This window comes from Bradyrhizobium sp. 44 (assembly GCF_023073095.1).
GTDB lineage: Bacteria > Pseudomonadota > Alphaproteobacteria > Rhizobiales > Xanthobacteraceae > Bradyrhizobium.
Genome location: NZ_JADPIY010000038.1, coordinates 225,103 through 249,505, shown reverse-complemented (window position 1 = coordinate 249,505; position 24,403 = coordinate 225,103). Strand labels below are relative to the sequence as shown.

Sequence of the window (24,403 nt, the reverse complement as noted above, 5' to 3'; positions counted from 1 at the left end):
CTCTTCTCTCTCTGAATGATTAGGCCGCGACGGGCTCGCGGGCGTCGATGCTGGGATCGAGTTCTCCGGCGCGGTAGCGCCGCGCCATCTCGCTCAAGGGAACGACCTTGATCCGGCTGGCGTGGCCTGCAGTCCCGAACTGCTCGAAGCGCTCGCGGCAGAGCTCGCGCATCGCGTCCATCGCGGGCTTGAGGAATTTGCGCGGATCGAACTCGGAGCGCGTTTGCGCGGCGACCTTGCGGAACACCGCGGTCATCGCCAGCCGGCAGTCGGTGTCGATATTGACCTTGCGCACGCCGCTCTTGATGCCGCGGACGATCTCCTCGACCGGCACGCCCCAGGTCTGCGGCATCTCGCCGCCGAACTGATTGAACATGTCCTGGAGCGGCTGCGGCACCGAGGAAGAGCCGTGCATCACGAGATGCGTGTTCGGCAGACGGCGATGAATCTCCTCGACCACCCGCATCGCCAGAATGTCGCCATCCGGCTTGCGGCTGAACTTGTAGGCGCCGTGCGAGGTGCCCATCGCGATCGCGAGCGCATCGACCTTGGTGGCGCGGACGAAGTCGACCGCCTGGTCGGGATCCGTCAGCAACTGATCGTGGCTGATCGTGCCTTCGACGCCGTGACCATCCTCCTGTTCGCCGCCGCCATGCTCGAGCGAGCCGAGCACGCCGAGCTCGCCTTCGACGGAGGCACCGACCCAATGGGCGAGATCGACGACGCGGCTGGTGATCGCAACGTTGTAGTCGTAATCGGCCGCGGTCTTGGCGTCTGCCTTGAGCGAGCCGTCCATCATCACCGAGGTGAAGCCGTGGGCGATCGCGGAGGCGCAGGTCGCTTCGTCGTTGCCATGGTCCTGGTGCATGCAGAGCGGGATGTCCGGATAGGTCCGCTCCAGCGCGTCGATCATGTGCGAGAGCATGAGGTCGCCGGCATAGCTGCGCGCGCCGCGCGAAGCCTGGATGATCACCGGCGCGTCGACCTCGGCCGCCGCCTGCATGATCGCGATGCCCTGCTCCATGTTGTTGATGTTGAATGCCGGCACCGCGTAGCCGTGACTGGCGGCGTGGTCGAGCAGCTGACGAAGGGTGATACGGGCCACGACAATTCCTCCTGTTATTGCTTGCTTGTGCGGGCAATCGCCCGCCGGGCGGCTTCCGCGACGCTTTGCGGCGTGATGCCGAATTCGCGGTAGAGCACTGGCGCGGGCGCCGAGGCACCGAAGCCGCGCATGCCGACGAATTCGCCGTCAGTGCCGATCCATCGATGCCAATCGCCGGCGACTGCCGCCTCGATGCCGATCCGTGGCGCCGTGCCGAGCACGGCAGCGCGGTAGTCCTCCGGCTGATCCTCGAACAACGCGAAGCAGGGCGCGGAGACTACGGCCGCGCGGACGTGCTCGGTGGCGAGCAGGCGGGCCGCTTCCAGCGCAATAGACACTTCCGAACCCGTTGCGATGAGCGTCACGTCGCGGCCGCCGTCCGGCGAAACGATCAGATAGGCGCCCCGTGCGACGCGGTTTCTACCGCGCACGTCGCTGCGGAAGGTCGGCAGCGCCTGACGGGACAGGCACAGCACGGACGGACGATTTTCAGCTTGGAGCGCGCAGTCCCATGCTTCCAGCGTCTCAACCGCGTCGGCCGGCCGGAAAACAAGCAGGTTCGGAATGACGCGAAGCGCTGCGAGATGCTCGACCGGCTGATGCGTCGGGCCGTCCTCACCGAGGCCGATGGAGTCATGGGTCATCACATGAATGACGCGGATCCGCATCAAGGCCGCAAGGCGGATCGCCGGCCGGCTGTAATCGGAGAACGCAAGGAAGGTGCCGCCATAGGGAATGAAGCCGCCGTGCAGCGCGAGGCCGTTCATCGCGGCCGCCATGCCGTGCTCGCGGATGCCGTAATGGATGTAATCGCCGGCGAACGCGCCGCGCTTGACCGGGGTCTGCGCCTTGGCATGCGTCAGGTTCGAATGCGTGAGGTCCGCCGAGCCACCGACAAATCCGGGAATCGTCCCTGCGATTCCGTCGAGCACCTGTTGCGACGCCTGCCGCGTCGCGAGCTTCGGACGCTCGGTGGCAAAGCGCTCGCGCAACTTCGCCGAGGCCAGGGCATAGGCGTTCGGCAGGGCAACCGACTTACCCTCGACAAACAGATCGCGCTGCTCAGGCGTCGCGCATTCATAGCGATCGAGCCAGGCGAGACGCTCGACCTGCCCGCTCTGCCCGATCATCCGCCATGCTTTCAGGACCGTGACAGGCACCACGAAGGGCTGATAGTCCCAGCCGAGCGCTCGCCGCGCCGCCGCGGTCTGCTCGGTGCCGAGCGGCGCGCCGTGCGCCTTCTCGGTGCCCTGACGATCCGGCGCGCCATAGCCGATGATGGTGCGGCAGGCGATCAGCGACGGTCTTTGACTCTCACGCTCCTCGGCTATCGCCTGCGCAACCGCTTCGGAATCGTGCCCGTCGACACGGCGCACCGACCAGCCTGAGGCGGCGAAGCGCGCGAGCTGGTCGTCGGAGGTCGCAAGCGAGGTCGGCCCGTCAATGGAGATGCCGTTGTCGTCGAACAGCACGATCAGGCGGCCGAGCCCGAGATGGCCGGCGAGCGAAATCGCTTCCTGGCTGATGCCTTCCATCAGGCAGCCGTCGCCGGCGATCACATATGTAAAGTGATCGACGAGGCCATCGCCATGCCGCGCATTGCCCATCCGCTCGGCGAGCGCCATGCCCACCGCGGTCGCAATCCCCTGCCCCAGCGGACCGGTCGTCGTCTCGACGCCCGGCGTATGGCCATATTCCGGATGGCCCGGCGTCTTCGAGCCCCATTGCCTGAAGGCCTTGATGTCATCGAGGCTGACGTCGCCGCCGGTGAGATGGAGCAATGCATAGAGCAGCATCGAGCCGTGGCCTGCCGACAGCACGAAGCGATCACGGTCCGGCCAGTGGGGGTGAGCCGAGTCGAATTTCAGAAATCGCGAGAACAGCACGGTGGCGACATCGGCCATGCCCATGGGCAGTCCGGGGTGGCCGGACTGCGAGGTCTCGATGGCGTCGACCGCGAGGAAGCGGACGGCGTTGGCGAGATCATTGTGTGTGACCGCGGTAAGGTCTGCGTCGGCGTGGACGGAGATGTTCATCGGATCCTCCCCTCGTTCACTTCAGGTTTCGCTTGCGCTCGATGAGCTGCATGATCAGCGGCGTCAGGATCAGCTGCATGGCAAGATCGAGCTTCGCGCCGGGGCACACGATCGAATTGGCGCGCGACATCCAGCTTTGCGGCAGCATCGAGAGCAGGTAGGGGAAGTCGATGCCGCGCGGGTTCTTGAAGCGGATCACGACCATCGATTCGTCCGGCGTCGGGATCCAGCGCGCGATGAATGGATTGGAGGTGTCCACCGTCGGCACGCGCTGGAAGTTGATGTCGGTCTCAGAAAATTGCGGACAGATGTAGTGGATGTAGTCGGGCATCCTTCGCAGAACGGTGTCGGTGACGGCCTCGGTCGAATAGCCTCGCGCACTGCGGTCGCGGTGCAGCTTCTGGATCCATTCGAGATTGATGACGGGCACGACGCCGATCTTGAGGTCGGCATAACGCGCGACGTTGACCTTGTCGGTGACGACCGCGCCATGCAGGCCCTCGTAGAACAGCAGGTCGGAGCTCTCCGGCAGCCGTTTCCATTCGGTGAAGGTGCCGGGTGCGGCACCATGCAGCGCGGATTCCTCGGCATCGTGGACATAGTGCCGCGTCGTCGCCGTACCGGTCTCGCCATAGTCGCGGAACGCCCGCTCCAGCTCCTCGAACAGATTGGTCTCGGGGCTGAAATGGCTGAAATGCCTGTTGCCGCGATCGGCCTCCTTCGCCATCTGCGTGCGCATTTCCACGCGATCGTAACGATGGAAGGCGTCGCCTTCGATGTAGGCGGCGTTGACCTTCTCGCGGAAGAAGATCTGTTCGAAAGTCTTCTTGACCGACGTGGTGCCGGCGCCGGAAGAGCCGGTGATGGAGATGATCGGATGCTTCCTGGACATGGGATGCCTCGCTTACAGCCGGAAGAAGCCGCGCCGCGCGAACAGCGGTGCGGAGACGCTGGCGACCAGCAAGGGATCGCAATGCAGGTCCTCGACGCGCTGCACCTCGTTGTTCGAACCCATGATCAGCGGCACGCGCTGGTGCAGGCTCTGCGCTGAAAGCTCAAGGATGCGTTCGCGCCCGGTCGACGCGGAGCCGCCGGCCTGCTCGACGATGTAAGCCATCGGGTGCGCCTCGTAGACGAGGCGCAGGCGGCCGTCGCCATAGCCCGGCCGTGCATCAGAGGGATAGAGGAACACGCCACCGCGGGTGAGGATACGGTAGGCCTCGGCAACCAGCGAGCCGACCCAGCGCATGTTGAAATTGTGGTTGGCCTGCCCTTCCACACCGGCGAGGCATTCGTCGACGAAGGCGCGCACGGGCTGTTCCCAATGCCTGCGGTTCGAGGCGTTGATCGCGAACTCCTCGCAGGTCTCGGAGATCTGCACGGCGCTACGCGCGAGACGGAAGCAACCGGACTTGCGATCCAGCGTGAAGATATCGACGCCCTCGCCAAGCGTCAGCACCAGCGAGGTTTGCGGGCCGTAGGTGACGAACCCCGCCGCGAGCTGCGCCGAGCCGCGCTGATGGAAGGCGAGCGCGAGATCATCAGGCGCCGGCAGGATCGAAAAGATCGTGCCTACGGTCATGTTGATGTCGATGTTGGAGGAGCCGTCGAGCGGATCGATCGCGACGCAGATCTTGGCCTTGCGGTCGCCGATCTGAGGTTCGCGCATCTCCTCCGACGCCAGTGCCGCGATCGGCAGCTTGCCGAGACAGCGGCGCAGGATCGCATCCGCCTGCACGTCGAGATCGCGCTGGACGTCACCGTCGCTATTGCGGCCGGTGGTCAGGCCGGAGGCGTCCGCAAGGTCTCCGGTGGCGATGAGATCGGCGATTTCGATCGCGGCCGCCGCGATGCTATCGACCGCGGACGCCACGGCCAGCGCATGCGGCGCCGTCTCGGAATACCGCTGAAGGTGGTCGTCCAGCCTGAGTTGCCCGGTCATCTGCGTCCGTCCCCTTTGCTGGTGCCGTATCCAGTTCCCCCCCTCGCTGGAGGTCTGGTGCGGTCAGTGCCAACAACGATGAGATTGACAGGGCCGGCTTAATAAGGAAAATTTCTATTCATAATGAGCGCCAAAGAATTATCTTATAATGCCCATTCGGCGGCACAGCTCCGGCATCTGACGATCCGGCAGCTTCGCTCGCTCGCGGCGCTCGCGGCCAAGGGCAGCGTCACGGCAGCCTCGACCCAGCTCGGCCTGACGCAGCCGGCCGTGACCCAGCAACTGCGCCAGCTTCAGGATCTCGCCGGCCTGCAGCTGCTGCAGCGGACCGGCGACGGCATGCTGCTGACGGAGGCGGGCAAGGAGGTGCTTACCCTCGCCGAGCGCGTCGAAGCCGCAATCACCGACTGCCAGGGCGCGCTCGACCTGCTCGCCGGGCGAACCGGCGGCACGGTGCATCTCGGCGCTGTCTCGACCGCAAAATATTTCGTGCCGCACGCGATCGCGGCATTCTCGAAGCGGTATCCGAAGATCGAGCTCAAGCTCACGGTAGGCAATCGCGAGGAGATCCGCGAGGCCATGCACGGCTACGACCTCGATTTCGCGGTGATGGGTCGGCCACCGGCCGATGTCAGCGTCGACGTCCGTCAGCTCGGGCGGAATCCGCACATCATCGTCGCACGCAAGGGGCACTGGCTGGAGAAAGATTCCGGCCTCAACCTGACCGACCTCGTGCACGAGACCTTCCTCACCCGCGAGCCTGGCTCGGGCACGCGGACGCTGATGGAAGGCATGTTCCAGAGGTCGGATCTCGAGCCGATCATCGGCATGGAGATGAGCAGCAACGAGACCATCAAGCAGGCTGTCATCGCCGGGCTCGGCATCGCCTTCATCTCGGCCCACACCGTGGCGCACGAGCTCACCGAGGGCCGGCTGATCGTGCTCGACGTCGCGGGCCTGCCGATCGTGCGGCAATGGTACGTGATCCGCCGCAGCGACAAGGTGCTGTTGCCGCCGGCGCAGGCGATGTTCGATTTCTTGGGATCGGAGGGGTCGAACTATCTTCCCGAATTGCCCGAATTCGGCGCGCGATAGCCCGTCGAAATTCAGCCCATCAGCTTCATCGCGACCGTGGCTGCGAGAATGACGATGATCTGGAGCAGGCGCTCGGTCGTGAAGATGCGGTTGAAGGTGGTCATCGCTTGCCCCGGCCGAATTGGAATGTCTCGGTCGGGACGTTGCTAGCACAGGCGGGCGTCGAGATAACTCCGTAATCGCCCCGTGTTTTCCGTGCGCGACCCGACGGCCGACGCGGGCCTGCGCAAGGCCGCGCCGCCGATGGTTAACGATCAGGCCGCACGCGTAGCAGCGTAATCCATCCGCGCGGCGAAATAGGCTTCCAGCTCCAGCAGCGCCCGTGCTTCCCAATCCTTCGCCTGCTCGAGCAGCGACCAGCTCTGGCCCGGGCGGAATGCAGCGGTCTGGCGATAGAGCGATGCGATGCCGCGATAGCGGCGCACGTTCTCCAAGATGGCGTGACCGGTTATTTGGCCGTTCATGTCCGAAAACTCCCTCGTCATTCCCGGGGGAGAAATTGCGGCCAAATCTTTTTTGAAAAGTTAGCGCCGCGCGGCAAGCGCGCGAATGGTTTCCGGACTGTTGCCCGCGCGCAACGTGCGCGGCCGTACAAGGCCGATCTATTGCGAATTCGTTGCCGCGCTCTCGCTGCGCGGCTTCAATCCACCGCGGCTGATGATCTCGCGGCAGAGATCGGCAAGTCCGATCACCAGCACCGCGAACAGGCAGAACAGCTTGATGGAATCGGCATGCGCGCTGGTCAGAGAATTGAACTCGAAGAAGGGCGGAATGAACGCCCACCACACCAGCGGAATGGTGAGCAGTGCGGCGAACGCCGCAACTGGCACGCCCGCGATAATGCCGAGCACGAACAGGCTGGGCAGGAACGCTGCGAAATAGAGTTTTGCGCCGAGCGCGACACAGACGCCCTGGAGCGCAGCCGACATTGCGACAACGACGAATCCAAGCAGAAACGCCTGCCACGACCATGGTCGTACCCGCGGTACGCCAACCAGCCCCGCACGCCTCATCAGCCTCCCCCTGCCGCCCGTTAACCAGGCTCGCTTGCGACCAAAGTACTACAGCGGCAGGGAAACTGCGAGGTGGAAATTGTCGGCCGGACGGCCTTGGTAAACGGGCCGAATCGCACAATCTGGACCCACCGCGGCCCTACTCGGTGGTCGCATAGGCCAGGCCTGCGACGGGCAGCGCGAGGCCAATGGCCGATGCCAGCGTCCAGCCGCCTTGCGCAAACGCCCAGGCGCCGACCGCCGAGCCCGCCGCGCCCGCGGTGAAGAACGTCGCCATGTAGAGGCCGTTGAGGCGGCTGCGGTGCTCATGCCCCAGCGCGAAGATCGCGCGGAAGCCGAGCACGACGTTGCCCTGCACGCCGATGTCGATCGCGATCGCGGCCACAACCAGGCAGGCGAGGTTCAGCACCGATCCAGGCGCGCCGACATGCGTGATCAGGAAGCCTACGGCCGCGAGCAGCAGCGCGACCAGTGTTGCCATGCGGCTGTAGCCGCGATCGGCAAGCCGCCCCGCGATCGGCGCCGCGAACACGCCGGCGACACCGGCGAGCGCGAACAGCGCAATGCCGCGCTGGGTGAAGCCGAACTCGTTCGCGAGCAGCAGCGGCGTCACGGTCCAGAACAGGCTGAAGGCGCCGAACAGGCTGGCCTGGTACAGCGCGCGGCTGCGCAGCAGCGGCGTGGTCCGCGCCAGATGCGGCATCGACAGCAGCAACTCGCCGTAATGCATCCGCGCGACCGGCTTGCGCTTCGGCAGCGTCATCCAGAGTACCGCTGCGAGCACGATCATCAGTGCGGCCGAGCAGAAGAACACCGCGTGCCACGACAGCATCGCCGTGACGAAGCTCGACACCGGTCGCGCCAGCATGATGCCGAGCATCAAGCCGGTCGAGACGTTGCCGACGACACGGCCGCGAATGGCTGCCGGCGCAAGGTGCGCCGCATAGGGAATGATGATCTGCACCGCGACCGACCCGAGCCCGATGAACAGCGCGGCCATCAGGAACGGTAGCGCATGGGACGCGGCCCCCGCGGCGAGCAGGGCTGCCGCGCCGAGCGTGATGACGGAGCAGATCAGGGTGCGGTTCTCGACGAGGTCGCCGAGCGGCACGATGAAGAGAAGCCCCACGCCGTAGCCGATCTGCGTCATGGTGACGATCAGTCCCGCCGCTTCATGCGACAGGCCGAGCGCGGCGCTGATCGGGGCGATCAGCGGCTGGGCGTAATAGATGTTGGCGGCGACCATGCCACAGGCCGCGGCAAGCACGAAGGTCAGGCGCTGCGACACCGCATCCGGCTCGGGGGCTGTCTCGATCGTTGCATTCATCGTCATTCACATAGTCTCCAGATATAGGAAACGCTTGTTTCCTAATATGACAAAAAATTCAGGCGAGCAGCTTCATCGCGACGGCGACCAGGCGCTTGCCGTCGAGCGAAAGGCGCGCCTTGCCGACGACGCGCAGACCCTGCGTGATGCAGATCATCAGCCGCGCGGTGTCGTCGGCGGCGACATGGCGGGGAATCGAGCCGTCAGCCTGCCCCTCGCGAATGAGGCCAGCGATGAAGCCTTCGTTGGTCTCGAGCCGCGCGCTGACGAGGGCGGCCACCACCGGATCGACCGCGGACATTTCGACCGCGCTGCCGACCACGAGACAGCCGCGCCGCCCCTCGCTGCCCTGGGAATGCTTTACATACGACAATAGCATGTTGCGCAGCCGCTCGCGGCCGTTGGCGCCTTTCGCCGCGGCGCTACGCGTCTGCTCCTGGCGCAGAGCGACATAGCGCTCGAAGGCGGCGAGAAACACCGCATGCTTGTCGCGAAACGCCTTGTAGACGCTGCCGGTCGCCAGCCGCATCGCCGCGGTGAGATCGCCAATCGAGGTCGCATGATAACCGCGCTCGGAAAACACGCGCACGGCCCCGTCGAGGGCAATGTCCATGTCGAACTCCCGGGGACGGCCGGGCGGACGCGCGACGGAGCGGGATTTGCGGGCGGCTTTTTGCATTGCGGGATAATAGGGAATGATTGTTTCCGAATAAAGACACGTGGTTGTGATGGGGTGTGGGTCACACTGATCGCCACCAACTCCTGCGTCGTCCTGGCGAAGGCCAGGACCATTACCCCCAGGGAGGAGTTTGGCGGACATTCTCTCTAGATCGTCATTGCGAGCGCAGCGAAGCAATCCAGAATCCCTCCGCGGCGGCAGACTGGATTGCTTCGCTGCGCTCGCAATGACGGAGTATGAGGCGGCAGCGCCAATTTTCCGGCTCGCATCTTTAATTGCAGACACGCCTTCGCGTTCTCGCGGCTGATTTCGCCCGAGCTTTGCTTCGTCACTCCACCCTCTTGTCCAAGAGGGCGCAGGGAAGGCCGGGTGCCGGCTGGCACCCGCGGTCCGCTGCGCGAAAATATAGCGCAAGGAAACCGCACAGCAGCATACAGGTGTAGCCAATCACTCGGCCTTCCCTGCGCGATGGTTGGACGGCTTATGCCGTGCTCTCCCGGGAGCCGAGTTCCTGCTGGCCTCCCTCGCCTTCACAGAAGTCGCCGACACCGCGCCGGTTGACGCAGATGCCGCATCCGCAAGAGCTTGACCGTAGCAACGACGGCCAGGACCACACGGTTTTGCCGTACGCACGGCCCGCCATTTCGCCACCGGTTTCGGCGGCGTTGTGCACGTTGCCGCCGACCTGATGACGAGACGAAGCCTAGCAGCGCCGCTCGTCGGAACGAAGCGTTGGGCTCACGGAGAGCAATCCGCCCTGCCCCACGCCTCTCGCACCCGAACGCTGCCGCGTCCACCGCAAGCCCGGCTCGCGAACGTGACGACCACAAGATCGCCCCTCAAGGATGAGCCGGGATGGGCGACACATACGTCAAAACCGAATTTCGGTAAAGTGGAATATTTTTGCAAGAAGGGGTTGACGGAGTGCGGGTGTTTTGCCCGACCGCAAGTCTTGTAGCCCGGATGAGCGAAGCGACATCCGGGACTCTCGCAGCGGTCCCGGGTATCGCTTCGCTCACCCGGGCTACAGGAGCTCACCCTGTCGTTCGCACCGGCGTTCTGTCCGCCATCAGGGTCACGCCCTTCCGTTCGACAATCATCCGGTAGGCCTGCGGCTGACGGTGAACGTCGAAATTAAAGGTGGTGCGCTTGTAGGAGTTGCAGAGATCGAGATCGCAGCGAGCGAGCGCGATCTCGTCGCCCTTGGTCGTGCATCGCGCGATGACCTCGCCGGAGGGCGCGATGACGCAGCTTCCGCCGATGTGGTCGACGCCCTCCTCGACACCGGCCTTGGCGACGCCGACCACGAAGGTGCCGTTCTGGTAGGCGCCGGCCTGCATTACCAGATGATTGTGGAACAGCGAGAGATCGTCATGCTCGGGCGCGGGCGGATTGTGCACCGGCGTGTTGTAGCCGATCATCACCATCTCGACGCCCTGCAGCCCCATCACCCGATAGGTCTCGCTCCAACGGCGATCGTTGCAGATCGCCATCCCCATCACGCCGCCAAAGGCCTCGGTCACGCCGAAACTACTGCCAGGATCGAAATAGCGCTTTTCCAGATGCTGGAATTCGCGCCAAGGCTCGTGCTCGGCATGCCCGGGCAAATGCACCTTGCGATATCTCGCGACAATCTCGCCACTCTTCTCGACCAGGATGGAGGTGTTGTAGCGCCTGACAATTCCGGCCTCGACCGTCAGCTCGGCATAGCCAAGATAAAATCCGATGCCGATCTCGCGCGCGAGATCGAACAGGCCTCTCGTCTCCAGCCCCGGCATCTCACGCTCGAAGAAGCTGTCTATCTCCGCCTGATCCTCGAAATACCAGCGCGGAAAGAACGTGGTCAGCGCGAGCTCGGGATAGACGATCAGGTCGCAACCGTTGGCGTGCGCCTGGCGCATCAAGGCCATCAGGCGCGCCACGACCGCGGTTCTCGTCTCTGTCCGCGCGACAGGGCCAAGCTGGCCGGCCGCGATCGTCACAAATCTCGTCACGAATCTTTCCCTCGTCCGCTTCCTGGGTCAGGTCGCGGCAGAGACTATCGTGCGATGCGTCGCGCGCACAGCCTCGCTGTCCGGCACGGTGCCCAACCGAGAGGCAGTTCGACCGTCACGCGGGGGGCGCCGAGGATGAATGGCGATCGACCGCATCCACGTCGCGCGAAAACACCCTCGCAGAGCGGCACTCACCATTCTGCGGCGACGGGCTCGTTGAAGAACTGACTGCGCGCCGCCATGCGCGACGGCTGGCGGCGACGATGCCGCTCGGCGACGCGCTTGTTCGGAGCGGCCGCCTTGGCCTGCGTGGGCGATGCGGCCTTGGTGTCCGAAGCCTTGCCGTCCGAAACCTTGGGCTCCGCGGCGGGCTGCGCCGCCATGGCAAATGCCTGGCGCGTACCGTCCGGCGCGACTGGCGCCGCCGCGTCTGACGTTGACGCCACAGTTTTGGTCAACGGAATCTGGCGCACGTTGGTGTCGAAGATGATCTTCTCCGGCCAGGTCTGTGCAGAATGAATTCGGGCGATCGAGAGGTCCGGCCCGGTTTCGGCGGCCGCACTCACGGGGCCGGCCAGGTAGTAATCAGCAAGGTACAGGAGGGCGAGCAGAGCGCCGCCGGTGAAGACGAAATAGCGGATGAGCGGCATGGGTCCCTCGATCGCCTCGTTATCGAGGCCCCTGCAGCAACGGGAAAGAGTGGTAATCGTTCCGGTGCGCCCTGGAGCAATTGCGGGAGACGCTCAGCCGCCCACTGGCATTGTGCTTGCTGGACGGCAGTCAAATCCCTCAGACCCGCAGTGGGTCTGTTTCATCGTGAGGCGATCATGCACCCGACGTCCCGTTTCGAAGCGACCATGCCGACACAACTCCACGCATTGATCTCCGATCTGCGCTGGCGCATGCAAATGATCGACGCCGACATTCTGGAGGAAGAGCGGAAGGCTGGCATCTCCGATCCCCAGAACGTCGCCTACCCCATGCTCGCGCAGAACCTGCGGGCCCGGCGCGACAATATCCGGGTGAGCATCGCCATTCTCGAAAGCCGGCTTGAAAAGCAATCGACCGAGTGGCCGCGCGCGGCCTGATGCGGTGACGGGCCGAGCTCCAGACGCACGCTAACGCGAGGGAACTCCCGTTGCTGATCTGCAACGGTTCCCGTCCGTCTGAAGCCGGACAAAAGAAACTCCCATTGCGGCCACGAACCCCTCTCACAACGCCGTGAGACGAGCAGGGGAACTACGATGCGTGCGCAACGAGTCTGGGTGGTGAATGGGGCCGCCAGCGTCGAACAATTGCAAACCAGATTGGACGATCTGAACAAGCGGCTCGGTCAACTCGAGACCCAGCACCCCGAGAGCTGGAAAGTCGAAGAGCTCAGATCGAGCGCACTCAACCTGTCGCGCGAGATCGACGACATCCGCTGCGCCGAGGCGACGGCGGCGCTGAGCGAGTTGCTGCGGAAATAGCCCGCGTTCGCGATTCGCCCGTCGCGGCTGGAACCAACGCCGCCTCCCCGCCATTGCCATGCCGAGCATGGAGCAAAATCATGACCAGGCACCTGACGCGGACCGATCTCGCGCGCGGCGTGGCCGGCGCGGTATCCACGCTGGTCCTGTGCGCGACGATGGCCTTCACCATCGCGCGCCACTTCGCGTTGTAAGGCATTTGGCCCTGTGAGGGATTTCCGATGACGTCCGACCCCGAGGAATCGGTCAGGCTGCAAGGTTACGGCGAGATGACCCTGCGTACAGCCGTCACGACGATGATGCTGCTTGCGCCGCGCGAGCGCGCGGACGCCGCCATCTTCCGCGTTCGCGACGGCGTGCGGCTCGCCTCAAGCGAGATTGCCGAACTCGCCTCCGAATGGGGCATCACGCCAACACCGGAGATCAGGTCTCCGAAGCTCGTCCCGGAGCAAAATTGGACACATGTCGTTCGCGGCATGGTACGCGAGACGCCGCTGCCGGCACTGATGATTGCGTTTATGGTCGGCGTTCTGGTGGCGCGGCGATAGTCTTGCAACAACCGCCGGCGACAGCTGGGTTGATTACTTCTGCTCGTTCGCGCGCATGTCTTCAGCATAAGGACGCAACGCCTCAGACATGCCGTCGAGTCGTTTCTGCCACTCAGCGCCAGTCAGGAAAGCGATCACCGGCTCGTCGCCAGGCGAATTCGTCAGGTACTCGGGATTGCGCAGGCCTTCCGCAATCCCGGCTTCCAGCTTCTTGACGATGTCGTCCGGAACGCCCTTCGGCACCGCGAAGCCGCGTTCTGCCGTCGTCGTGATCGGAAAGCCCACTTCCTCTGCTGTCGGAACTTCGGGCAGCGATGGAAAGCGCTTCTTCGACAGGATCGCGATGACGCGAAGTGGCCCCTTGTTGGTCCCATGTAATTCGGGAATCTCGCTGAGAGTGACCATCCCGACTTCCAGATGCCCGCCCAATAGATCGGTCCGCTGCGCGGCCGTTCCTCTGTAAGAGATTTCGTTGGGCTCGACCTTCGCGACTGCTGCCAGCATGCGAATGGCCAAATGACCGTTCGTGCCGGCACCGTTGTGACCAAACGTCACCGAGCCCGGCTTGCTGCGAAGTGCGGCAATGACATCCGGCAAATTCTTGAATCTGCTGTCCGCGGGAACCACCATCACGTTCGGATCTTCAACGATCCGTGCGACCAGCCGGATTTCATCCGTAGTGTATTGGGTTTTGCGCGTCATCGGCAGAAAGTTGTAGCCCGGCACGTTGACGACGCCGATCGAATAGGCGTCGGGCGCCGCGCGCGCGATCGCAGCAAACGCGATCTCTCCACCAGCGCCAGGCTTGTTCAGGACGACAAACTTCGCCTTACCGCCTAGCGCGCGCTCAACAAAGGGAAGAAGTTTGCGAGCCATGACATCGGTACCGCCGCCGGGCGCAAAGCCGACGACGACTTCGATTGGCTTGTCTTCCGGCCACGCGGCCCATGCCGATCCGCAAGCAGCGAAGGTAAAAGCTGCAACAAGCGCGACGATTTTCTTGTTCATGATTCCTGCCCTGTTTTTTGTTATTGGCGGATTGCGCTGCTTGAAGCTGCGATCGACTGCAGGTTCATCTAACCGTCGGTCTGACCGGATGGCAACCGACCGTCCCGAGCGCGAGCGTTTGATGAGTTACGGCGGTTTTCGAGGCAATTGCGGAAGCGTCAGAGGAGGCCTCGTGGGAGCCGTGCCTGGTGGTGATTTGATTGGCTCGCTCGCGGCGAGACGGTAATTCTCCGACCTACCGTGCAACGCCGGATCAGGGATGCCGGCGAAAAGAAAGCCATGCCGCTGCGGCACACGCCTCTGCCCGGCCAAATCGGCCGTGGACCCGCGCCCTAAATCGTTGCAATAAGGCGCTTCCGAGGCCCCGGCGACCGGTCCGCCGAGCCTCTAGAACGTCGACTTTTGGAAGAATGGTCGGAGTGGCAGGATTCGAACCTGCGACCCCTGCGTCCCGAACGCAGTGCTCTACCGGGCTGAGCCACACTCCGACAAGAGGCCGGCTTATAGCGTCGGGTTTGGCGCACCGCAAGCGGCCGAGCTGAGGAATCTTATCCCTGTGAAAACGGGTCTTGAAACGCTGATTTTACCGGCCGGCGAGGCCGGCGCGGAAGCTGCCGCCCGGACATTGGCCGCCGGCGGGCTGGTCGCGTTCCCGACCGAGACGGTCTACGGGCTCGGGGCGGACGCCGGAAATGCCGGCGCGATCGCCCATCTTTACGCCGCCAAGGGGCGGCCGGCATTCAATCCGCTGATCGCGCATGTCGCCGACCTCGCGGCCGCGCGGAGGATCGGACGATTCGACGCCTGCGCCTTGCGCCTCGCCGAGGCGTTCTGGCCGGGGCCGCTGACGCTGGTGGTGCCGAAGACGGAAAACTGCCCGGTGGCCGAGCTTGCCACCGCGGGCCTCGATACGGTCGCGATCCGCATTCCGGCCCATCCGGTGGCGCAGGCGATCCTGCGCGCCTTCGGCGGGGCGGTGGTGGCGCCGTCCGCCAACCTCTCCGGCCACGTCTCGCCGACGCTGGCGGCCCATGTCGAGGGCGACCTTGCGGGGCGGATCGACCTGATCGTCGACGGCGGACCCGTTACGGTCGGCGTCGAATCGACCATCGTCGGCTGCTTTGCGGCGCCGATGCTGCTGCGGCCCGGCGGGCTGTCACGCGAACGGATCGAGACCGTGCTCGGTGCACCGCTGGCGCGACTGCCCGCGGAGGCCGAAAGCGACGACAGCCAGCCGCTGGCGCCGGGCATGCTGGCCTCGCATTACGCGCCGCGCGCCAATGTGCGGCTCAATGCGCGGGACGTCGCGCCGGGCGAAGCGCTGCTGGCGTTCGGCCCCGCGCGCCTGCCCGGACTGGAGGCCGCCACGGCGGTCATGAATTTGTCGCCCAGCGGCGATCTCGATGAAGCCGCCGCCAATCTGTTCGGCTATCTTCGCGCCCTCGATGCCAGCGGGCCGCGGGCGATCGCGGTGATGGCGATCCCCGAACAAGATCTGGGCGAAGCGATCAACGACCGGCTGCGCCGGGCGGCCGTGGCGCGATAAGAGCGAAGCAAGAGACAAGACAATGAACGTTAATCATTCCGCAACCCCACCGCTTGCGCCCGAGCTGATCGAACAATTCCGCAGAATCGTCGGCGAGAGGCACGCCATCACCGATGCGGCCGACATCGAGGCCTATGTCACCGAGGAGCGCAATCTGTTCCACGGCCGCTCGCCGCTGGTGCTGCGCCCCGGCTCGACCGCCGAGGTCGCCGCAATCTGCAAGCTCGCCTCCGAGCACAAAATCGCGCTGGTGCCACAGGGCGGCAACACCGGGCTGGTCGGCGGCCAGACCCCGCACAATGGCGAGGTGGTGGTGTCGCTGCGGCGGCTCGACAAGATCCGCGAGGTCGATACTGCGTCGAACACCATGACCTGCGAGGCCGGCGTGGTGCTGCAGATCGCACAGCAAAAGGCCGCCGAAATGGACCGGCTGTTCCCGCTCTCGCTCGGCGCGGAAGGGAGCTGCACCATCGGCGGCAATCTCTCGACCAATGCAGGCGGCACGGCCGCGCTCGCCTATGGCGTCGCGCGCGAGATGGCGCTGGGGCTCGAGGTGGTGCTGGCGGACGGGCGCGTGCTCAACGTGCTCTCGAAGCTGAAGAAGGACAACACCGGCTACAATCTGCACAACCTGTTCATCGGCGCCGAAGGCACGCTCGGCATCATCACGGCGGCGACGCTGAAGCTGTTTCCGAAGCCGCGGTCGATCGAGACCGCCTTCGTCGGGCTGAAGTCGCCGGACGCCGCCCTGAAGCTGCTGGCGATCGCGCAAAGCGAGGCCGCCAATGCGCTGACGAGCTTCGAGCTGCTCTCGGAGACGGCGGTCGATTTCTCGATTCGCCACGGCATCGACGTGCGCGATCCGCTCGCGCAAAAGCATGCCTGGTACGTGCTGATGGAATTGTCGTCACCCGGCGACGACGCCCGCACGCCACTGGAAACGATCCTCGGCCGCGCCATGGAGGACGAGATCGTCGACGACGCGGTGATCGCGGCCAATCTCACCCAGCGCGCCGGCTTCTGGAAGCTGCGCGACGAGATGTCGTCGGCGCAGAAGCCGGAGGGCGGCTCGATCAAGCACGACATTTCCGTGCCGGTGGCCACCGTGCCCGCCTTCATCGCCGAGGCCAATGAAGCCGTGGTGAGACTGATCCCCGGGGCGCGACCGGTGCCGTTCGGCCATCTCGGGGACGGCAATCTGCACTACAATGTCAGCCAGCCCATCGGCGCCAACACCGCGGATTATCTGGCGCGCTGGCACGAGATGAACGCGGTGGTGTTCGCCATCGTGCTGCGCATGGGCGGCTCGATCTCGGCCGAGCACGGCATCGGCGTGCTCAAGCGCGACGAGCTGCCCGAGGTGAAGGACAAGACCGCCATCGAGCTGATGCGACAACTCAAGGCGATGCTCGATCCGCTTGGAATCATGAACCCGGGCAAAGTGCTGTGAGTGCGCTCAAGATCGACGCGATCACCGAGGCCGATGTCGAGCCCGTGGTCGCGCTGTGGCAGCGCTGCGGCCTGACCCGGCCGTGGAACGATCCGCATGCCGACATCGCGCTGGCGCGGCGGCGCGACAATTCCACGATCCTGCTCGGCCGCGACGGCGGCGCCATCGTCGCCACCGTCATGGTCGGCCATGACGGCCATCGCGGCTGGGTCTATTACGTCGCCGTCGATCCGGGCAGCCAGAAGCGTGGTCACGGCCGCGTCATCATGGCCGCGGCGGAAGACTGGCTGCGTGCGGCTGGAATTTTGAAACTCCAGCTCCTGGTCCGCCGCGGCAATGAGCAGGCCAATGCGTTCTACCAGTCGCTGGGTTTCGAGGAATCGACCTCGGTGATGTTCCAGAAGTGGCTCGACGGCCGCACCACAACGCTAAGCAATTGAGATCGAGCCATGACCATTTCCGACCGCGTCCGCATCAAGGACGTCCGCGTGCTCTCGGACGGCTGGACCACTCTCAGGAACACCACGTTCGAGTACCGGCGCGCCAATGGCGAATGGCAGACGCAGCATCGCGAGACCTATGAGCGCGACAACGCCGCCGCCGTGCTGCCGTATAATCTGGCACGCCGTACGGTGATCCTGGTGAAGCAATTCCGCCTGCCGGCCTTCATCCGCGGTTACGACGATCTGCTGATCGAGGCGGCCGCCGGCGTGCTCGACGATGCCTCGCCCGAAATGCGCATCCGCGCCGAAGCGGAGGAAGAAACCGGCTATCGCCTGCACCACGTCCACAAGGTGTTCGAGGCGTTCATGAGCCCCGGCGCCATCACCGAGAAGCTGCATTTCTTCGTCGCCGAATACGAGCCGGAGATGCGGGTCAGCGACGGCGGCGGCCTCGAACATGAAGGCGAGGACATCGAGGTGCTGGAGCTTGGCATCGACGAAGCGCTGGCGATGATCGCAGACGGGCGCATCATCGACGCCAAGGCGATCATGCTGCTGCAGCATGTGGCGCTGCATGTGTTCAGATAGCTCCCGAGCTGCTTTTTTCTCTCTCCCCTTGCGGGAGAAGAGGAAGAAGCGGGTCGCTCTATCAGCCCTGCAATTCTGACCTGCATCGCCGCGCGCCCGGTTGAGCTCACCCCCGACTATCTCTAGTCTGTCGCCAACGAGAACCAGGAGACGCGCCCATGTCCGCTTCGCGCGACGACGAATTCGGCTTTGCGCCCGACTATGACGCCCCCGTGCCCTATATGCAGCGCACGCGGGACTATTATGCCGCAATTGGCTACACCACCGCGTATCGCTGGGCGCACTACACCGAGGCGCCGTTCCAGCCGCTGAAGAAGCCGCTGTCGCAGTCGCGCGTCACCATCATCACGACGGCCGCGCCGTACGATCCAACCAAGGGCGACCAGGGACCCGGCGCGGCGTATAATGGCGGCGCGAAATTCTACCAGGTCTATGACGGCGACACGGCGAAGCCGCACGACCTTCGCATCTCGCATATCGGCTACGACCGCAAGCACACCACGGCCACCGACAACGGCACCTGGTTTCCGCTGCCGCAGCTTTTGAAGGCGAGTGCTGCGGAGCGCATCGGCGAGGTGGCCCCGCGCTTCTTCGGCGCGCCGACCAACCGCAGCCATCGCGTTACCCTCGACACCGACGCGCCGGAGATTCTGGCGCGCTGCCTTGCCGACAAGGTTGATGTCGCCGTGCTGGTGCCGAACTGCCCGGTCTGTCACCAGACCACGGCGCTGGTGGCGCGGCATCTCGAGGCGAACGGCATTCCGACGGTGATCATGGGCTGCGCCAAGGACATCATCGAGCACGCTGCGGTGCCGCGCTTCCTGTTCTCGGATTTTCCGCTCGGCAATTCCGCCGGCAAGCCGCACGACGTCGCCTCGCAGGCGCAGACGCTCGAGCTGGCGCTCAGATTGCTGGAGACCGCGAGCGGCCCGCAGACCACCATGCAGTCACCGCTGCGCTGGAGCGAGGACGCCTCCTGGAAGCTCGACTACAACAACGTCGCGCAGCTCTCAGCCGAAGAGCTGGCGCGCCGCCGTGCCGAATTCGACAAGCAGAAGGAGATCGCGCGCGGCAATCGCGCCGCCTGACGTCTTCCGACAACCAAAACAAAAAGGGAGAGCGACGTGACGCGACCGTTCGAGGGCGTGAAGATCCTGGACTTCACGCAAGTGCTGGCTGGCCCCTATGCGAGCTACCAGCTCGCGCTCCTGGGCGCCGAGGTCATCAAGGTCGAGCGGCGCGAGGGCGAGGACATGCGCCGCACGCCGCTCTCGCGCGAATGGGCCGACCGCGGTCTCGCGCCAGCGTTCCAGGCCATCAACGGCAACAAGCGCAGCCTGACGCTCGATCTGCAAAAGCCCGACGCGATCGCGATCGTGAAGAAGCTCGCCGCGCAGGTCGACGTGGTCATGGAGAATTTTCGCCCCGGCGTGATGGACAAGCTCGGCATCGGCTATGAGGCGCTGTCGACGATCAATCCGAAGCTGATCTACTGTGCGGTATCAGGCTTCGGGCAGACCGGTCCGGATCGCCTGCGACCCGGCTATGACGGCAAGATGCAGGCGCTGTCCGGCATCATGGCGATCACGGGCCATCCCGAAACCGGCCCCACGCGTGCGGGCTTTGCGGTGTGCGACGTGCTGTCGGGCGCCACGGCTGCGTTCGGCGTGTCGAGCGCGCTGTACCAGCGCGATCGCACCGGCAAGGGCCAGCTCATTGACGTCTCCATGCTGGAGGCGACGATGGCGTTTCTGTCGGGGCAGATCGCGGACTGGTCGGTCGCCGGCCATCGCCAGCAGCTGTCAGGCAATCAGGCTGTCAGCCGCAGGACCACGGCGAATTTGTTTAGATGCGGCGACGGTCACATCCTGCTCGCCGTCAACAACGAGAAGCAATATCGCGCGCTGATGTCTGCACTGGGCCGCGAGGATACGTTCAGCGACCCGCGCTTTGCCGACTGGTTTGCCCGCAACGAGAACGAGCCGGCGCTACGCGCCATCATCGAAGAGGCGCTCGCGGCAAGGCCGGCGCGCGAATGGGAGACCATTCTGGAAGATGCCGGCGCGCCCTGCGCCAGCATCTGGAAGGTCGAGGAAGTGATCGACCATCCGCAGATCAAGGCGCGCGGCGCGATCCAGGAGCTGGATACGCCCTATGGGCGCCTTCGTTTCGCCGGCAGCGGGTTCAAGCTCGCGCATGGCGGCGGACGCCTCGACCGGATGGCGCCGGAGCTCGGCGCGGATACGGATGTGGTGCTGGGGGAACTGGGGTTCGACGCGGCGGAGATCGCGGCGTTGCGGGCGAGGGAGATCGTGTGAGGCGCAGCCTCGGTGTCGGCCTTCGCCGAGACGACAGTGGAGTGAATAGCGCCAGCTTGCCTAGAACAACGACCCCTGCCCGTCATCCGCCGAGCCGGCCGCGGCCTTCCGCACCGCCCGCTTCGGTTTCGCGGCCTCTACCTCCGCTTCCATGTCCTCCGCACTGATTGGCAACAGCAACTGGTCGTCGTCATTGGCGACGCGGTTGACGCGGGTGGAGACCGGGTGCCAGGCGAATTCGCCGATGCGCGGGGCGGTCATCAGCGGCAGCACGGCATCGACGTCATCGCTGCGGCTGTCGAGCCACCGCTCGAAATCGCGCGGGCTGATGGTGACGGGCACGCGGTCATGCAGCGTGGCGAGGTCCTCGCCTGCCGCCGCCGTGATGATCGCGACCGTGTCGAGCTCCTCGCCGTTCGGCCCAACCCAGGTCTCGAACAATGCGGCAAAGCCGAGCGGCGCGCCGTCGGCGCGATGGATGAAGAAGGGCTGCTTGCGGCCATCCTCCGTCTTCCATTCGTAATAGCCGTCGGCAGGAATCAGGCCGCGCCGCCGGCGAATCGCGCGTTTGAAGGCGGGCTTCTCCAGCACCGTCTCGGAACGGGCGTTGATCAGGAGCGTAAATCCCTTGGGATCCTTGACCCAGCCCGGCAGCAGACCCCAGCGCATCAGTCGGAAATGGCGCGCGCCGTTCTCGGCCAGCACGACCGGAATCGGTTGTGTCGGGGCCACGTTGAACCGGGGCGGGAAATTCGGCTGCTCAATGTAGCCGAACAGTTGCCGCAAAGCCGCGGGGGCCGACGTTATGACGAAGCGTCCACACATCCTTGAGGGCCTATATAGGGTCCGTTCAGGTCCTTTTAACCCCGAACGCTAACACTGCGGCAGATGAGCTCAACGGTCTCCCAGCCGGCGCGAATGCATGGACAGACGGCGCCCGAGGCCGCGGCCTGGGCCGAGCGGCTGCGCGTGGCCAACATCAACCCGCGGACCGGGCTTGCCACCGACTATCTCAACCATTTCAATGAAGCCGTGATGCTGCTGGAAATGGTCCCCGACATGCCGGAATGCGCGGAAGATTTTCTGACCTGGTCGCCGCTGTCCTATGCCGAGCATTTCACGGCGTCGAATTTCAAGGCCCGGGATCTGGCGATCGAGGCCTATGAAAAAGCCGACCCGAACGTGCGCGCCCAGTTCGACCACCTCACCGACACCATGACCTCGATCCTGACGGCGGTCGGCTCGGCCATGCGCGAGGTCGAGAAGGACACGACCCGCGTTCGCCTCGCCGAGCAGGCCGCCCACTGGGTCAAGCCGCTGATCGCGGCCTGCGGCGGCATCATCAATGGCGGCGCGGAAGCCGACGTCGACAACATCATGGCGAACTAGGCCCGAGCAGGTGAAGTCATGGCTGCGATCGTTCAGCCCACCCGTCCCCAAATCGCGGTCAGTGCCGCGATTTTTCGTGACGGCAAGGTGCTTCTGACCCGTCGCGCACGCTCGCCGGCAAAGGGGTTCTATTCGCTGCCGGGCGGTCGGGTCGAGTTCGGCGAATCGCTGCACCAGGCGCTGGCGCGCGAGATCGACGAGGAGACCGGGCTCGATATCGACATCATCGGCCTCGCGGGCTGGCGCGAAGTGCTCCCGGCCGCGGCCGGCGCCGGCCACTACCTGATCATGTCCTTTGCTGCCCGATGGGTGGCCCGGGAGCCGGTTCTCAACGACGAGCTCGACGACTACCGCTGGATCGCCCCGGAGGCCCTAGCGGGCCTTGGCGACCTCAAGCTGACCGGCGGGCTGGAAGAGGTCATCCAGTCGGCCCACCGGCTGATCGGCCCCTGACCGCCCCCGCCTTGCGTCCACCGCCCCGAGGAGGCATACACCCGGCCGATGTCGACGCGATTTCTGGCCATTTTTGCCCTGATTCTCGCCTGTGCCTCGGTGCCCACGAGGGCTCAGGACGGGGCAGCGCCGTTTGACGGCGATTTGCAGCGGCTGGCGGAGATCCTCGGCGGGCTGCACTATCTGCGCGGCATCTGCGGGTCCAACGAGGGCAACAAATGGCGCAGCGAGATGCAGGCGCTGATCGATGCCGAAACCCCCGCGGGCGAACGCCGCACCCGCATGATCGCCGGCTTCAACCGCGGCTATAACGGTTTCCAGCAGACCTACCGGAGCTGCACGCCGGCCGCGACGGTGGCGATCCGCCGCTACATCGAGGAAGGCGCCAAGATCTCGCGCGATCTCACGGCGCGTTACGCGAACTGATTCCTGTCGGCTTCATCCTGCAACGCAAATTCCTCATCCTGAGGAGCCCGCCAACGCGGGCGTCTCGAAGGATGAGAGGCCCGGCTCTAGCGGGGCTGCATGGTTCGAGACGCGCGCGAATAACGCGCTCCTCACCATGAGGATTGGGCTGTCGGACGCGCGGCGGGGAACCCCGTCGTCGAGTTTGTACACACCCGTTAACCGTTCCTAAAGATGTGGCCTAGCGGGCGTTAACGCGCGTGCTACACCTCTCGCACAGCGCATCGCCGTGGATCGCGCCCCAGCCCTGATCGAGTTTCATGAGCCATCCAGTGTCCTACGCCCCCGCACGCGCGCCGCTGCCCGATCACGAGCAGAAGCAGGCCGCACTGAGCTATCTCAATGAGGCCTGGGCCGAAGCGCGCCATGATGGCGTCGACGGCGACTGCCTGGCGCAGGCGAGCCTGTTTGCGGCCCTTGCCGAGCTCGTCGGCACCTATGGCGAGGACGCGGTGGCGAAGTTCGTCGAAGGCTTTCCCGGCCGCATCCGCAACGGCGAATTTTCGGTCGACATTTCCAGACAGTAAGTCTTCCTCGAGGCAGTAAGCCTTGCCGAAAATGCCGCCGCCACGCGGGCGGGGCCAGTTTCCGCTGCCGTCAGGAATACGCTCCCCAGCCGTTACGGCTCGATCTTGAGCGTCGCTTTCATGTTGGGATGATAGCGGCAGTAATAATCGACCGTGCCTGCCTTCTTGAGAACCAACGTCCCTGATTTTTTCGCAGGCAGGTTGACGTCGAAATCGCCGTTCCCAGCAGTCGCGGTGTGGGCGAAGACGTCCTTGTTGATCCATTCAATGGTGTCGCCGACCTTGGCCGAAGCGTCTTTCGGCGACACTTCGAGATTCTCCATCGTGATCTCGATGGTCGCAGCGTGCGCCGGGACGGCCAACGCCACGAGCAGGACCGCTGACACGATCGCAGACAATCGTCCCGGCATCATTGCCTCCCTATTTCAGCTCCGCCGCGACATGCTCGGCATGCTGCTGATGCCCCTGGAAGATTTTCAGGCCGGTCTGCAGCAGGCTCTTCAGCTCGGCATTGCTGGCGGATGGAATGAGCTGGGTTTCCAGCGCGCCGTTGACCGTCTTGTGGTAGGCGACCTCGTTTGCGACATAGGCCTTGTCGAAGGCCGCACCATTTAGCTTGTCGAGTTCGGCGAGCTTATCGCTCGCCTGCTTTGACAGCGCCTTGCTGGTGTCGTTGTCTTCAGGCGTGACGTTCAGCTTCTTGACCAGCGCGAGCGCCTGCTTGTTGACGGCCTCATGGTCGCGCAGCATGTCCTCGGCAAATGCCTTCACGTCCTTGTTCTTGGCCTTCTTCTGCGCCTGCTTGGCTGCGTTGATGTCGATCACGCCCGCGGTGTAGGCGATGTGGGCGATCTGCGGATCGGTCGGCTTGTCGGCTGCTCTGGCGTCTTGCAGCAGCGCAGGGCTCGACAACAAAATTGCAGCGGCGATCGCCGCGCTCCAACGAACGAACATGGTTTGACACTCCTGTGGTGCCGGACGCTTTGCCGGCGCGTTGCTTCACAGGCG

28 protein-coding genes and 1 tRNA gene are annotated in these 24,403 nt (G+C 64.8%); 14 read left to right on the top strand and 15 right to left on the bottom strand.

Annotated elements, in window-relative coordinates; translation table 11 throughout:
* Positions 1–19: 19 nt before the first annotated feature.
* From fba to IVB41_RS33865, 4 genes are read right to left on the bottom strand one after another with little or no spacing between them, the layout of a single operon-like run.
* Positions 20–1,105 (bottom strand): class II fructose-bisphosphate aldolase, encoded by a 1,086-nt coding sequence (fba, locus tag IVB41_RS33880; protein ID WP_247399790.1) that lies wholly within the window; start codon positions 1,103–1,105, stop codon positions 20–22.
* A 14-nt stretch (positions 1,106–1,119) separates the two neighbouring features.
* Entirely contained in the window at positions 1,120–3,141 is a 2,022-nt protein-coding gene (gene tkt, locus IVB41_RS33875) for a transketolase (protein WP_247438955.1), read from the bottom strand.
* 16 nt (positions 3,142–3,157) lie between these two features.
* Positions 3,158–4,033: a phosphoribulokinase gene (locus IVB41_RS33870; RefSeq protein ID WP_027516497.1), complete on the bottom strand. Its 876-nt coding sequence runs from the start codon at positions 4,031–4,033 to the stop codon at positions 3,158–3,160.
* Positions 4,034–4,045: 12 nt separating this feature from the next.
* Positions 4,046–5,083 carry a class 1 fructose-bisphosphatase gene (locus tag IVB41_RS33865; protein WP_247438953.1) on the bottom strand — a complete coding sequence of 346 codons (1,038 nt, stop codon included), beginning with the start codon at positions 5,081–5,083 and terminating at the stop codon, positions 4,046–4,048.
* Positions 5,084–5,206: 123 nt separating this feature from the next.
* Between IVB41_RS33865 and IVB41_RS33860 the strand changes: the two genes are divergently transcribed.
* The gene (locus IVB41_RS33860) at positions 5,207–6,178 is read left to right on the top strand and encodes a LysR family transcriptional regulator (RefSeq protein ID WP_247438951.1); all 972 of its coding nucleotides are present in this window, start codon (positions 5,207–5,209) and stop codon (positions 6,176–6,178) included.
* A 254-nt stretch (positions 6,179–6,432) separates the two neighbouring features.
* On the opposite strand, the gene IVB41_RS33855 is transcribed toward IVB41_RS33860, so the two are convergent.
* The 6 genes from IVB41_RS33855 to IVB41_RS33830 form a co-directional block, all read right to left on the bottom strand.
* Positions 6,433–6,642 (bottom strand): hypothetical protein, encoded by a 210-nt coding sequence (locus IVB41_RS33855; protein WP_007594851.1) that lies wholly within the window; start codon positions 6,640–6,642, stop codon positions 6,433–6,435.
* Positions 6,643–6,780: 138 nt separating this feature from the next.
* Positions 6,781–7,191: a DUF4118 domain-containing protein gene (locus IVB41_RS33850; protein ID WP_247356956.1), complete on the bottom strand. Its 411-nt coding sequence runs from the start codon at positions 7,189–7,191 to the stop codon at positions 6,781–6,783.
* A 139-nt stretch (positions 7,192–7,330) separates the two neighbouring features.
* Positions 7,331–8,524: an MFS transporter gene (locus IVB41_RS33845; protein ID WP_247438948.1), complete on the bottom strand. Its 1,194-nt coding sequence runs from the start codon at positions 8,522–8,524 to the stop codon at positions 7,331–7,333.
* Positions 8,525–8,576: 52 nt separating this feature from the next.
* The gene (locus IVB41_RS33840; RefSeq protein WP_247438945.1) at positions 8,577–9,131 is read right to left on the bottom strand and encodes a TetR/AcrR family transcriptional regulator; all 555 of its coding nucleotides are present in this window, start codon (positions 9,129–9,131) and stop codon (positions 8,577–8,579) included.
* Positions 9,132–10,231: 1,100 nt separating this feature from the next.
* Positions 10,232–11,191 carry an N-carbamoyl-D-amino-acid hydrolase gene (locus tag IVB41_RS33835; protein WP_247438943.1) on the bottom strand — a complete coding sequence of 320 codons (960 nt, stop codon included), beginning with the start codon at positions 11,189–11,191 and terminating at the stop codon, positions 10,232–10,234.
* 191 nt (positions 11,192–11,382) lie between these two features.
* Positions 11,383–11,841 (bottom strand): hypothetical protein, encoded by a 459-nt coding sequence (locus tag IVB41_RS33830; RefSeq protein ID WP_247399803.1) that lies wholly within the window; start codon positions 11,839–11,841, stop codon positions 11,383–11,385.
* A gap of 258 nt (positions 11,842–12,099) precedes the next feature.
* On the opposite strand from IVB41_RS33830, the gene IVB41_RS33825 reads away from it, so the two are divergent.
* From IVB41_RS33825 to IVB41_RS33815, 3 genes are all read left to right on the top strand, one after another.
* Positions 12,100–12,279: a hypothetical protein gene (locus tag IVB41_RS33825; protein ID WP_407062515.1), complete on the top strand. Its 180-nt coding sequence runs from the start codon at positions 12,100–12,102 to the stop codon at positions 12,277–12,279.
* Between the two features lie 156 nt (positions 12,280–12,435).
* Positions 12,436–12,660 (top strand): hypothetical protein, encoded by a 225-nt coding sequence (locus tag IVB41_RS33820; RefSeq protein ID WP_027568652.1) that lies wholly within the window; start codon positions 12,436–12,438, stop codon positions 12,658–12,660.
* Between the two features lie 221 nt (positions 12,661–12,881).
* A complete protein-coding gene (locus tag IVB41_RS33815) occupies positions 12,882–13,208 on the top strand; it encodes a hypothetical protein (protein ID WP_247438941.1) in 327 nt (108 codons plus the stop codon).
* A gap of 33 nt (positions 13,209–13,241) precedes the next feature.
* Here the strand turns inward: IVB41_RS33815 and IVB41_RS33810 are convergent, their stop codons facing one another.
* Both IVB41_RS33810 and IVB41_RS33805 read right to left on the bottom strand, forming a co-directional pair.
* Entirely contained in the window at positions 13,242–14,216 is a 975-nt protein-coding gene (locus IVB41_RS33810; protein WP_247438938.1) for a tripartite tricarboxylate transporter substrate binding protein, read from the bottom strand.
* Positions 14,217–14,627: 411 nt separating this feature from the next.
* A tRNA-Pro gene (locus tag IVB41_RS33805) sits at positions 14,628–14,704 on the bottom strand.
* A gap of 68 nt (positions 14,705–14,772) precedes the next feature.
* Between IVB41_RS33805 and IVB41_RS33800 the strand changes: the two genes are divergently transcribed.
* From IVB41_RS33800 to IVB41_RS33775, 6 genes are all read left to right on the top strand, one after another.
* Complete coding sequence (locus tag IVB41_RS33800) at positions 14,773–15,762, top strand: L-threonylcarbamoyladenylate synthase (RefSeq protein ID WP_247438936.1); 990 nt, start codon at positions 14,773–14,775, stop codon at positions 15,760–15,762.
* 22 nt (positions 15,763–15,784) lie between these two features.
* A complete protein-coding gene (locus IVB41_RS33795; protein ID WP_247438925.1) occupies positions 15,785–17,212 on the top strand; it encodes an FAD-binding oxidoreductase in 1,428 nt (475 codons plus the stop codon).
* Positions 17,209–17,652: a GNAT family acetyltransferase gene (locus IVB41_RS33790; RefSeq protein WP_247438923.1), complete on the top strand. Its 444-nt coding sequence runs from the start codon at positions 17,209–17,211 to the stop codon at positions 17,650–17,652. Before IVB41_RS33795 ends, IVB41_RS33790 begins: the two co-directional genes overlap by 4 nt.
* 9 nt (positions 17,653–17,661) lie before the next feature.
* Positions 17,662–18,243: a GDP-mannose pyrophosphatase gene (locus tag IVB41_RS33785; RefSeq protein ID WP_247438921.1), complete on the top strand. Its 582-nt coding sequence runs from the start codon at positions 17,662–17,664 to the stop codon at positions 18,241–18,243.
* 158 nt (positions 18,244–18,401) lie between these two features.
* Positions 18,402–19,331, top strand: coding sequence for a glycine reductase (locus IVB41_RS33780; RefSeq protein ID WP_247438919.1), 930 nt, complete (start codon positions 18,402–18,404; stop codon positions 19,329–19,331).
* Between the two features lie 36 nt (positions 19,332–19,367).
* On the top strand, positions 19,368–20,561 hold the full coding sequence (locus tag IVB41_RS33775; protein WP_247438916.1) for a CoA transferase: 1,194 nt from the start codon (positions 19,368–19,370) through the stop codon (positions 20,559–20,561).
* Between the two features lie 60 nt (positions 20,562–20,621).
* Here the strand turns inward: IVB41_RS33775 and IVB41_RS33770 are convergent, their stop codons facing one another.
* Positions 20,622–21,386, bottom strand: a complete 765-nt coding sequence (locus IVB41_RS33770; protein WP_247438914.1) for an SOS response-associated peptidase — start codon at positions 21,384–21,386, stop codon at positions 20,622–20,624.
* 63 nt (positions 21,387–21,449) lie between these two features.
* Here IVB41_RS33770 and IVB41_RS33765 point away from each other — a divergent pair, with 63 nt between their 5' ends.
* The 4 genes from IVB41_RS33765 (at position 21,450) to IVB41_RS33750 (ending at position 23,395) form a co-directional block, all read left to right on the top strand.
* Entirely contained in the window at positions 21,450–21,950 is a 501-nt protein-coding gene (locus tag IVB41_RS33765) for a hypothetical protein (protein ID WP_027516476.1), read from the top strand.
* Between the two features lie 18 nt (positions 21,951–21,968).
* Positions 21,969–22,403, top strand: a complete 435-nt coding sequence (locus tag IVB41_RS33760) for an NUDIX hydrolase (protein WP_247399817.1) — start codon at positions 21,969–21,971, stop codon at positions 22,401–22,403.
* A 48-nt stretch (positions 22,404–22,451) separates the two neighbouring features.
* Entirely contained in the window at positions 22,452–22,829 is a 378-nt protein-coding gene (locus tag IVB41_RS33755; protein ID WP_007607220.1) for a TIGR02301 family protein, read from the top strand.
* Positions 22,830–23,128: 299 nt separating this feature from the next.
* Complete coding sequence (locus IVB41_RS33750) at positions 23,129–23,395, top strand: hypothetical protein (protein ID WP_007594892.1); 267 nt, start codon at positions 23,129–23,131, stop codon at positions 23,393–23,395.
* A gap of 92 nt (positions 23,396–23,487) precedes the next feature.
* Here IVB41_RS33750 and IVB41_RS33745 read toward each other — a convergent pair whose 3' ends face one another.
* Together IVB41_RS33745 and IVB41_RS33740 are read right to left on the bottom strand one after the other, a co-directional pair.
* Positions 23,488–23,805, bottom strand: coding sequence for a cupredoxin domain-containing protein (locus IVB41_RS33745; RefSeq protein ID WP_027568641.1), 318 nt, complete (start codon positions 23,803–23,805; stop codon positions 23,488–23,490).
* Positions 23,806–23,815: 10 nt separating this feature from the next.
* Entirely contained in the window at positions 23,816–24,349 is a 534-nt protein-coding gene (locus IVB41_RS33740) for a DUF4142 domain-containing protein (RefSeq protein WP_247291137.1), read from the bottom strand.
* Positions 24,350–24,403: the final 54 nt, after the last annotated feature.

What these genes read in the sequence shown, in the direction of transcription:
- tkt (WP_247438955.1), bottom strand. Translation starts at nt 3,141, where the DNA reads ATGAACATCTCCGTCCACGCCGACGCAGACCTTACCGCGGTCACACAC.
- IVB41_RS33870 (WP_027516497.1), bottom strand. Translation starts at nt 4,033, where the DNA reads ATGTCCAGGAAGCATCCGATCATCTCCATCACCGGCTCTTCCGGCGCC.
- IVB41_RS33865 (WP_247438953.1), bottom strand. Translation starts at nt 5,083, where the DNA reads ATGACCGGGCAACTCAGGCTGGACGACCACCTTCAGCGGTATTCCGAG.
- IVB41_RS33860 (WP_247438951.1), top strand. Translation starts at nt 5,207, where the DNA reads ATGAGCGCCAAAGAATTATCTTATAATGCCCATTCGGCGGCACAGCTC.
- IVB41_RS33855 (WP_007594851.1), bottom strand. Translation starts at nt 6,642, where the DNA reads ATGAACGGCCAAATAACCGGTCACGCCATCTTGGAGAACGTGCGCCGC.
- IVB41_RS33850 (WP_247356956.1), bottom strand. Translation starts at nt 7,191, where the DNA reads ATGAGGCGTGCGGGGCTGGTTGGCGTACCGCGGGTACGACCATGGTCG.
- IVB41_RS33845 (WP_247438948.1), bottom strand. Translation starts at nt 8,524, where the DNA reads ATGACGATGAATGCAACGATCGAGACAGCCCCCGAGCCGGATGCGGTG.
- IVB41_RS33840 (WP_247438945.1), bottom strand. Translation starts at nt 9,131, where the DNA reads ATGGACATTGCCCTCGACGGGGCCGTGCGCGTGTTTTCCGAGCGCGGT.
- IVB41_RS33830 (WP_247399803.1), bottom strand. Translation starts at nt 11,841, where the DNA reads ATGCCGCTCATCCGCTATTTCGTCTTCACCGGCGGCGCTCTGCTCGCC.
- IVB41_RS33825 (WP_407062515.1), top strand. Translation starts at nt 12,100, where the DNA reads ATGATCGACGCCGACATTCTGGAGGAAGAGCGGAAGGCTGGCATCTCC.
- IVB41_RS33820 (WP_027568652.1), top strand. Translation starts at nt 12,436, where the DNA reads ATGCGTGCGCAACGAGTCTGGGTGGTGAATGGGGCCGCCAGCGTCGAA.
- IVB41_RS33815 (WP_247438941.1), top strand. Translation starts at nt 12,882, where the DNA reads ATGACGTCCGACCCCGAGGAATCGGTCAGGCTGCAAGGTTACGGCGAG.
- IVB41_RS33810 (WP_247438938.1), bottom strand. Translation starts at nt 14,216, where the DNA reads ATGAACAAGAAAATCGTCGCGCTTGTTGCAGCTTTTACCTTCGCTGCT.
- IVB41_RS33795 (WP_247438925.1), top strand. Translation starts at nt 15,785, where the DNA reads ATGAACGTTAATCATTCCGCAACCCCACCGCTTGCGCCCGAGCTGATC.
- IVB41_RS33785 (WP_247438921.1), top strand. Translation starts at nt 17,662, where the DNA reads ATGACCATTTCCGACCGCGTCCGCATCAAGGACGTCCGCGTGCTCTCG.
- IVB41_RS33780 (WP_247438919.1), top strand. Translation starts at nt 18,402, where the DNA reads ATGTCCGCTTCGCGCGACGACGAATTCGGCTTTGCGCCCGACTATGAC.
- IVB41_RS33770 (WP_247438914.1), bottom strand. Translation starts at nt 21,386, where the DNA reads ATGTGTGGACGCTTCGTCATAACGTCGGCCCCCGCGGCTTTGCGGCAA.
- IVB41_RS33765 (WP_027516476.1), top strand. Translation starts at nt 21,450, where the DNA reads ATGAGCTCAACGGTCTCCCAGCCGGCGCGAATGCATGGACAGACGGCG.
- IVB41_RS33760 (WP_247399817.1), top strand. Translation starts at nt 21,969, where the DNA reads ATGGCTGCGATCGTTCAGCCCACCCGTCCCCAAATCGCGGTCAGTGCC.
- IVB41_RS33755 (WP_007607220.1), top strand. Translation starts at nt 22,452, where the DNA reads ATGTCGACGCGATTTCTGGCCATTTTTGCCCTGATTCTCGCCTGTGCC.
- IVB41_RS33750 (WP_007594892.1), top strand. Translation starts at nt 23,129, where the DNA reads ATGAGCCATCCAGTGTCCTACGCCCCCGCACGCGCGCCGCTGCCCGAT.
- IVB41_RS33745 (WP_027568641.1), bottom strand. Translation starts at nt 23,805, where the DNA reads ATGCCGGGACGATTGTCTGCGATCGTGTCAGCGGTCCTGCTCGTGGCG.
- IVB41_RS33740 (WP_247291137.1), bottom strand. Translation starts at nt 24,349, where the DNA reads ATGTTCGTTCGTTGGAGCGCGGCGATCGCCGCTGCAATTTTGTTGTCG.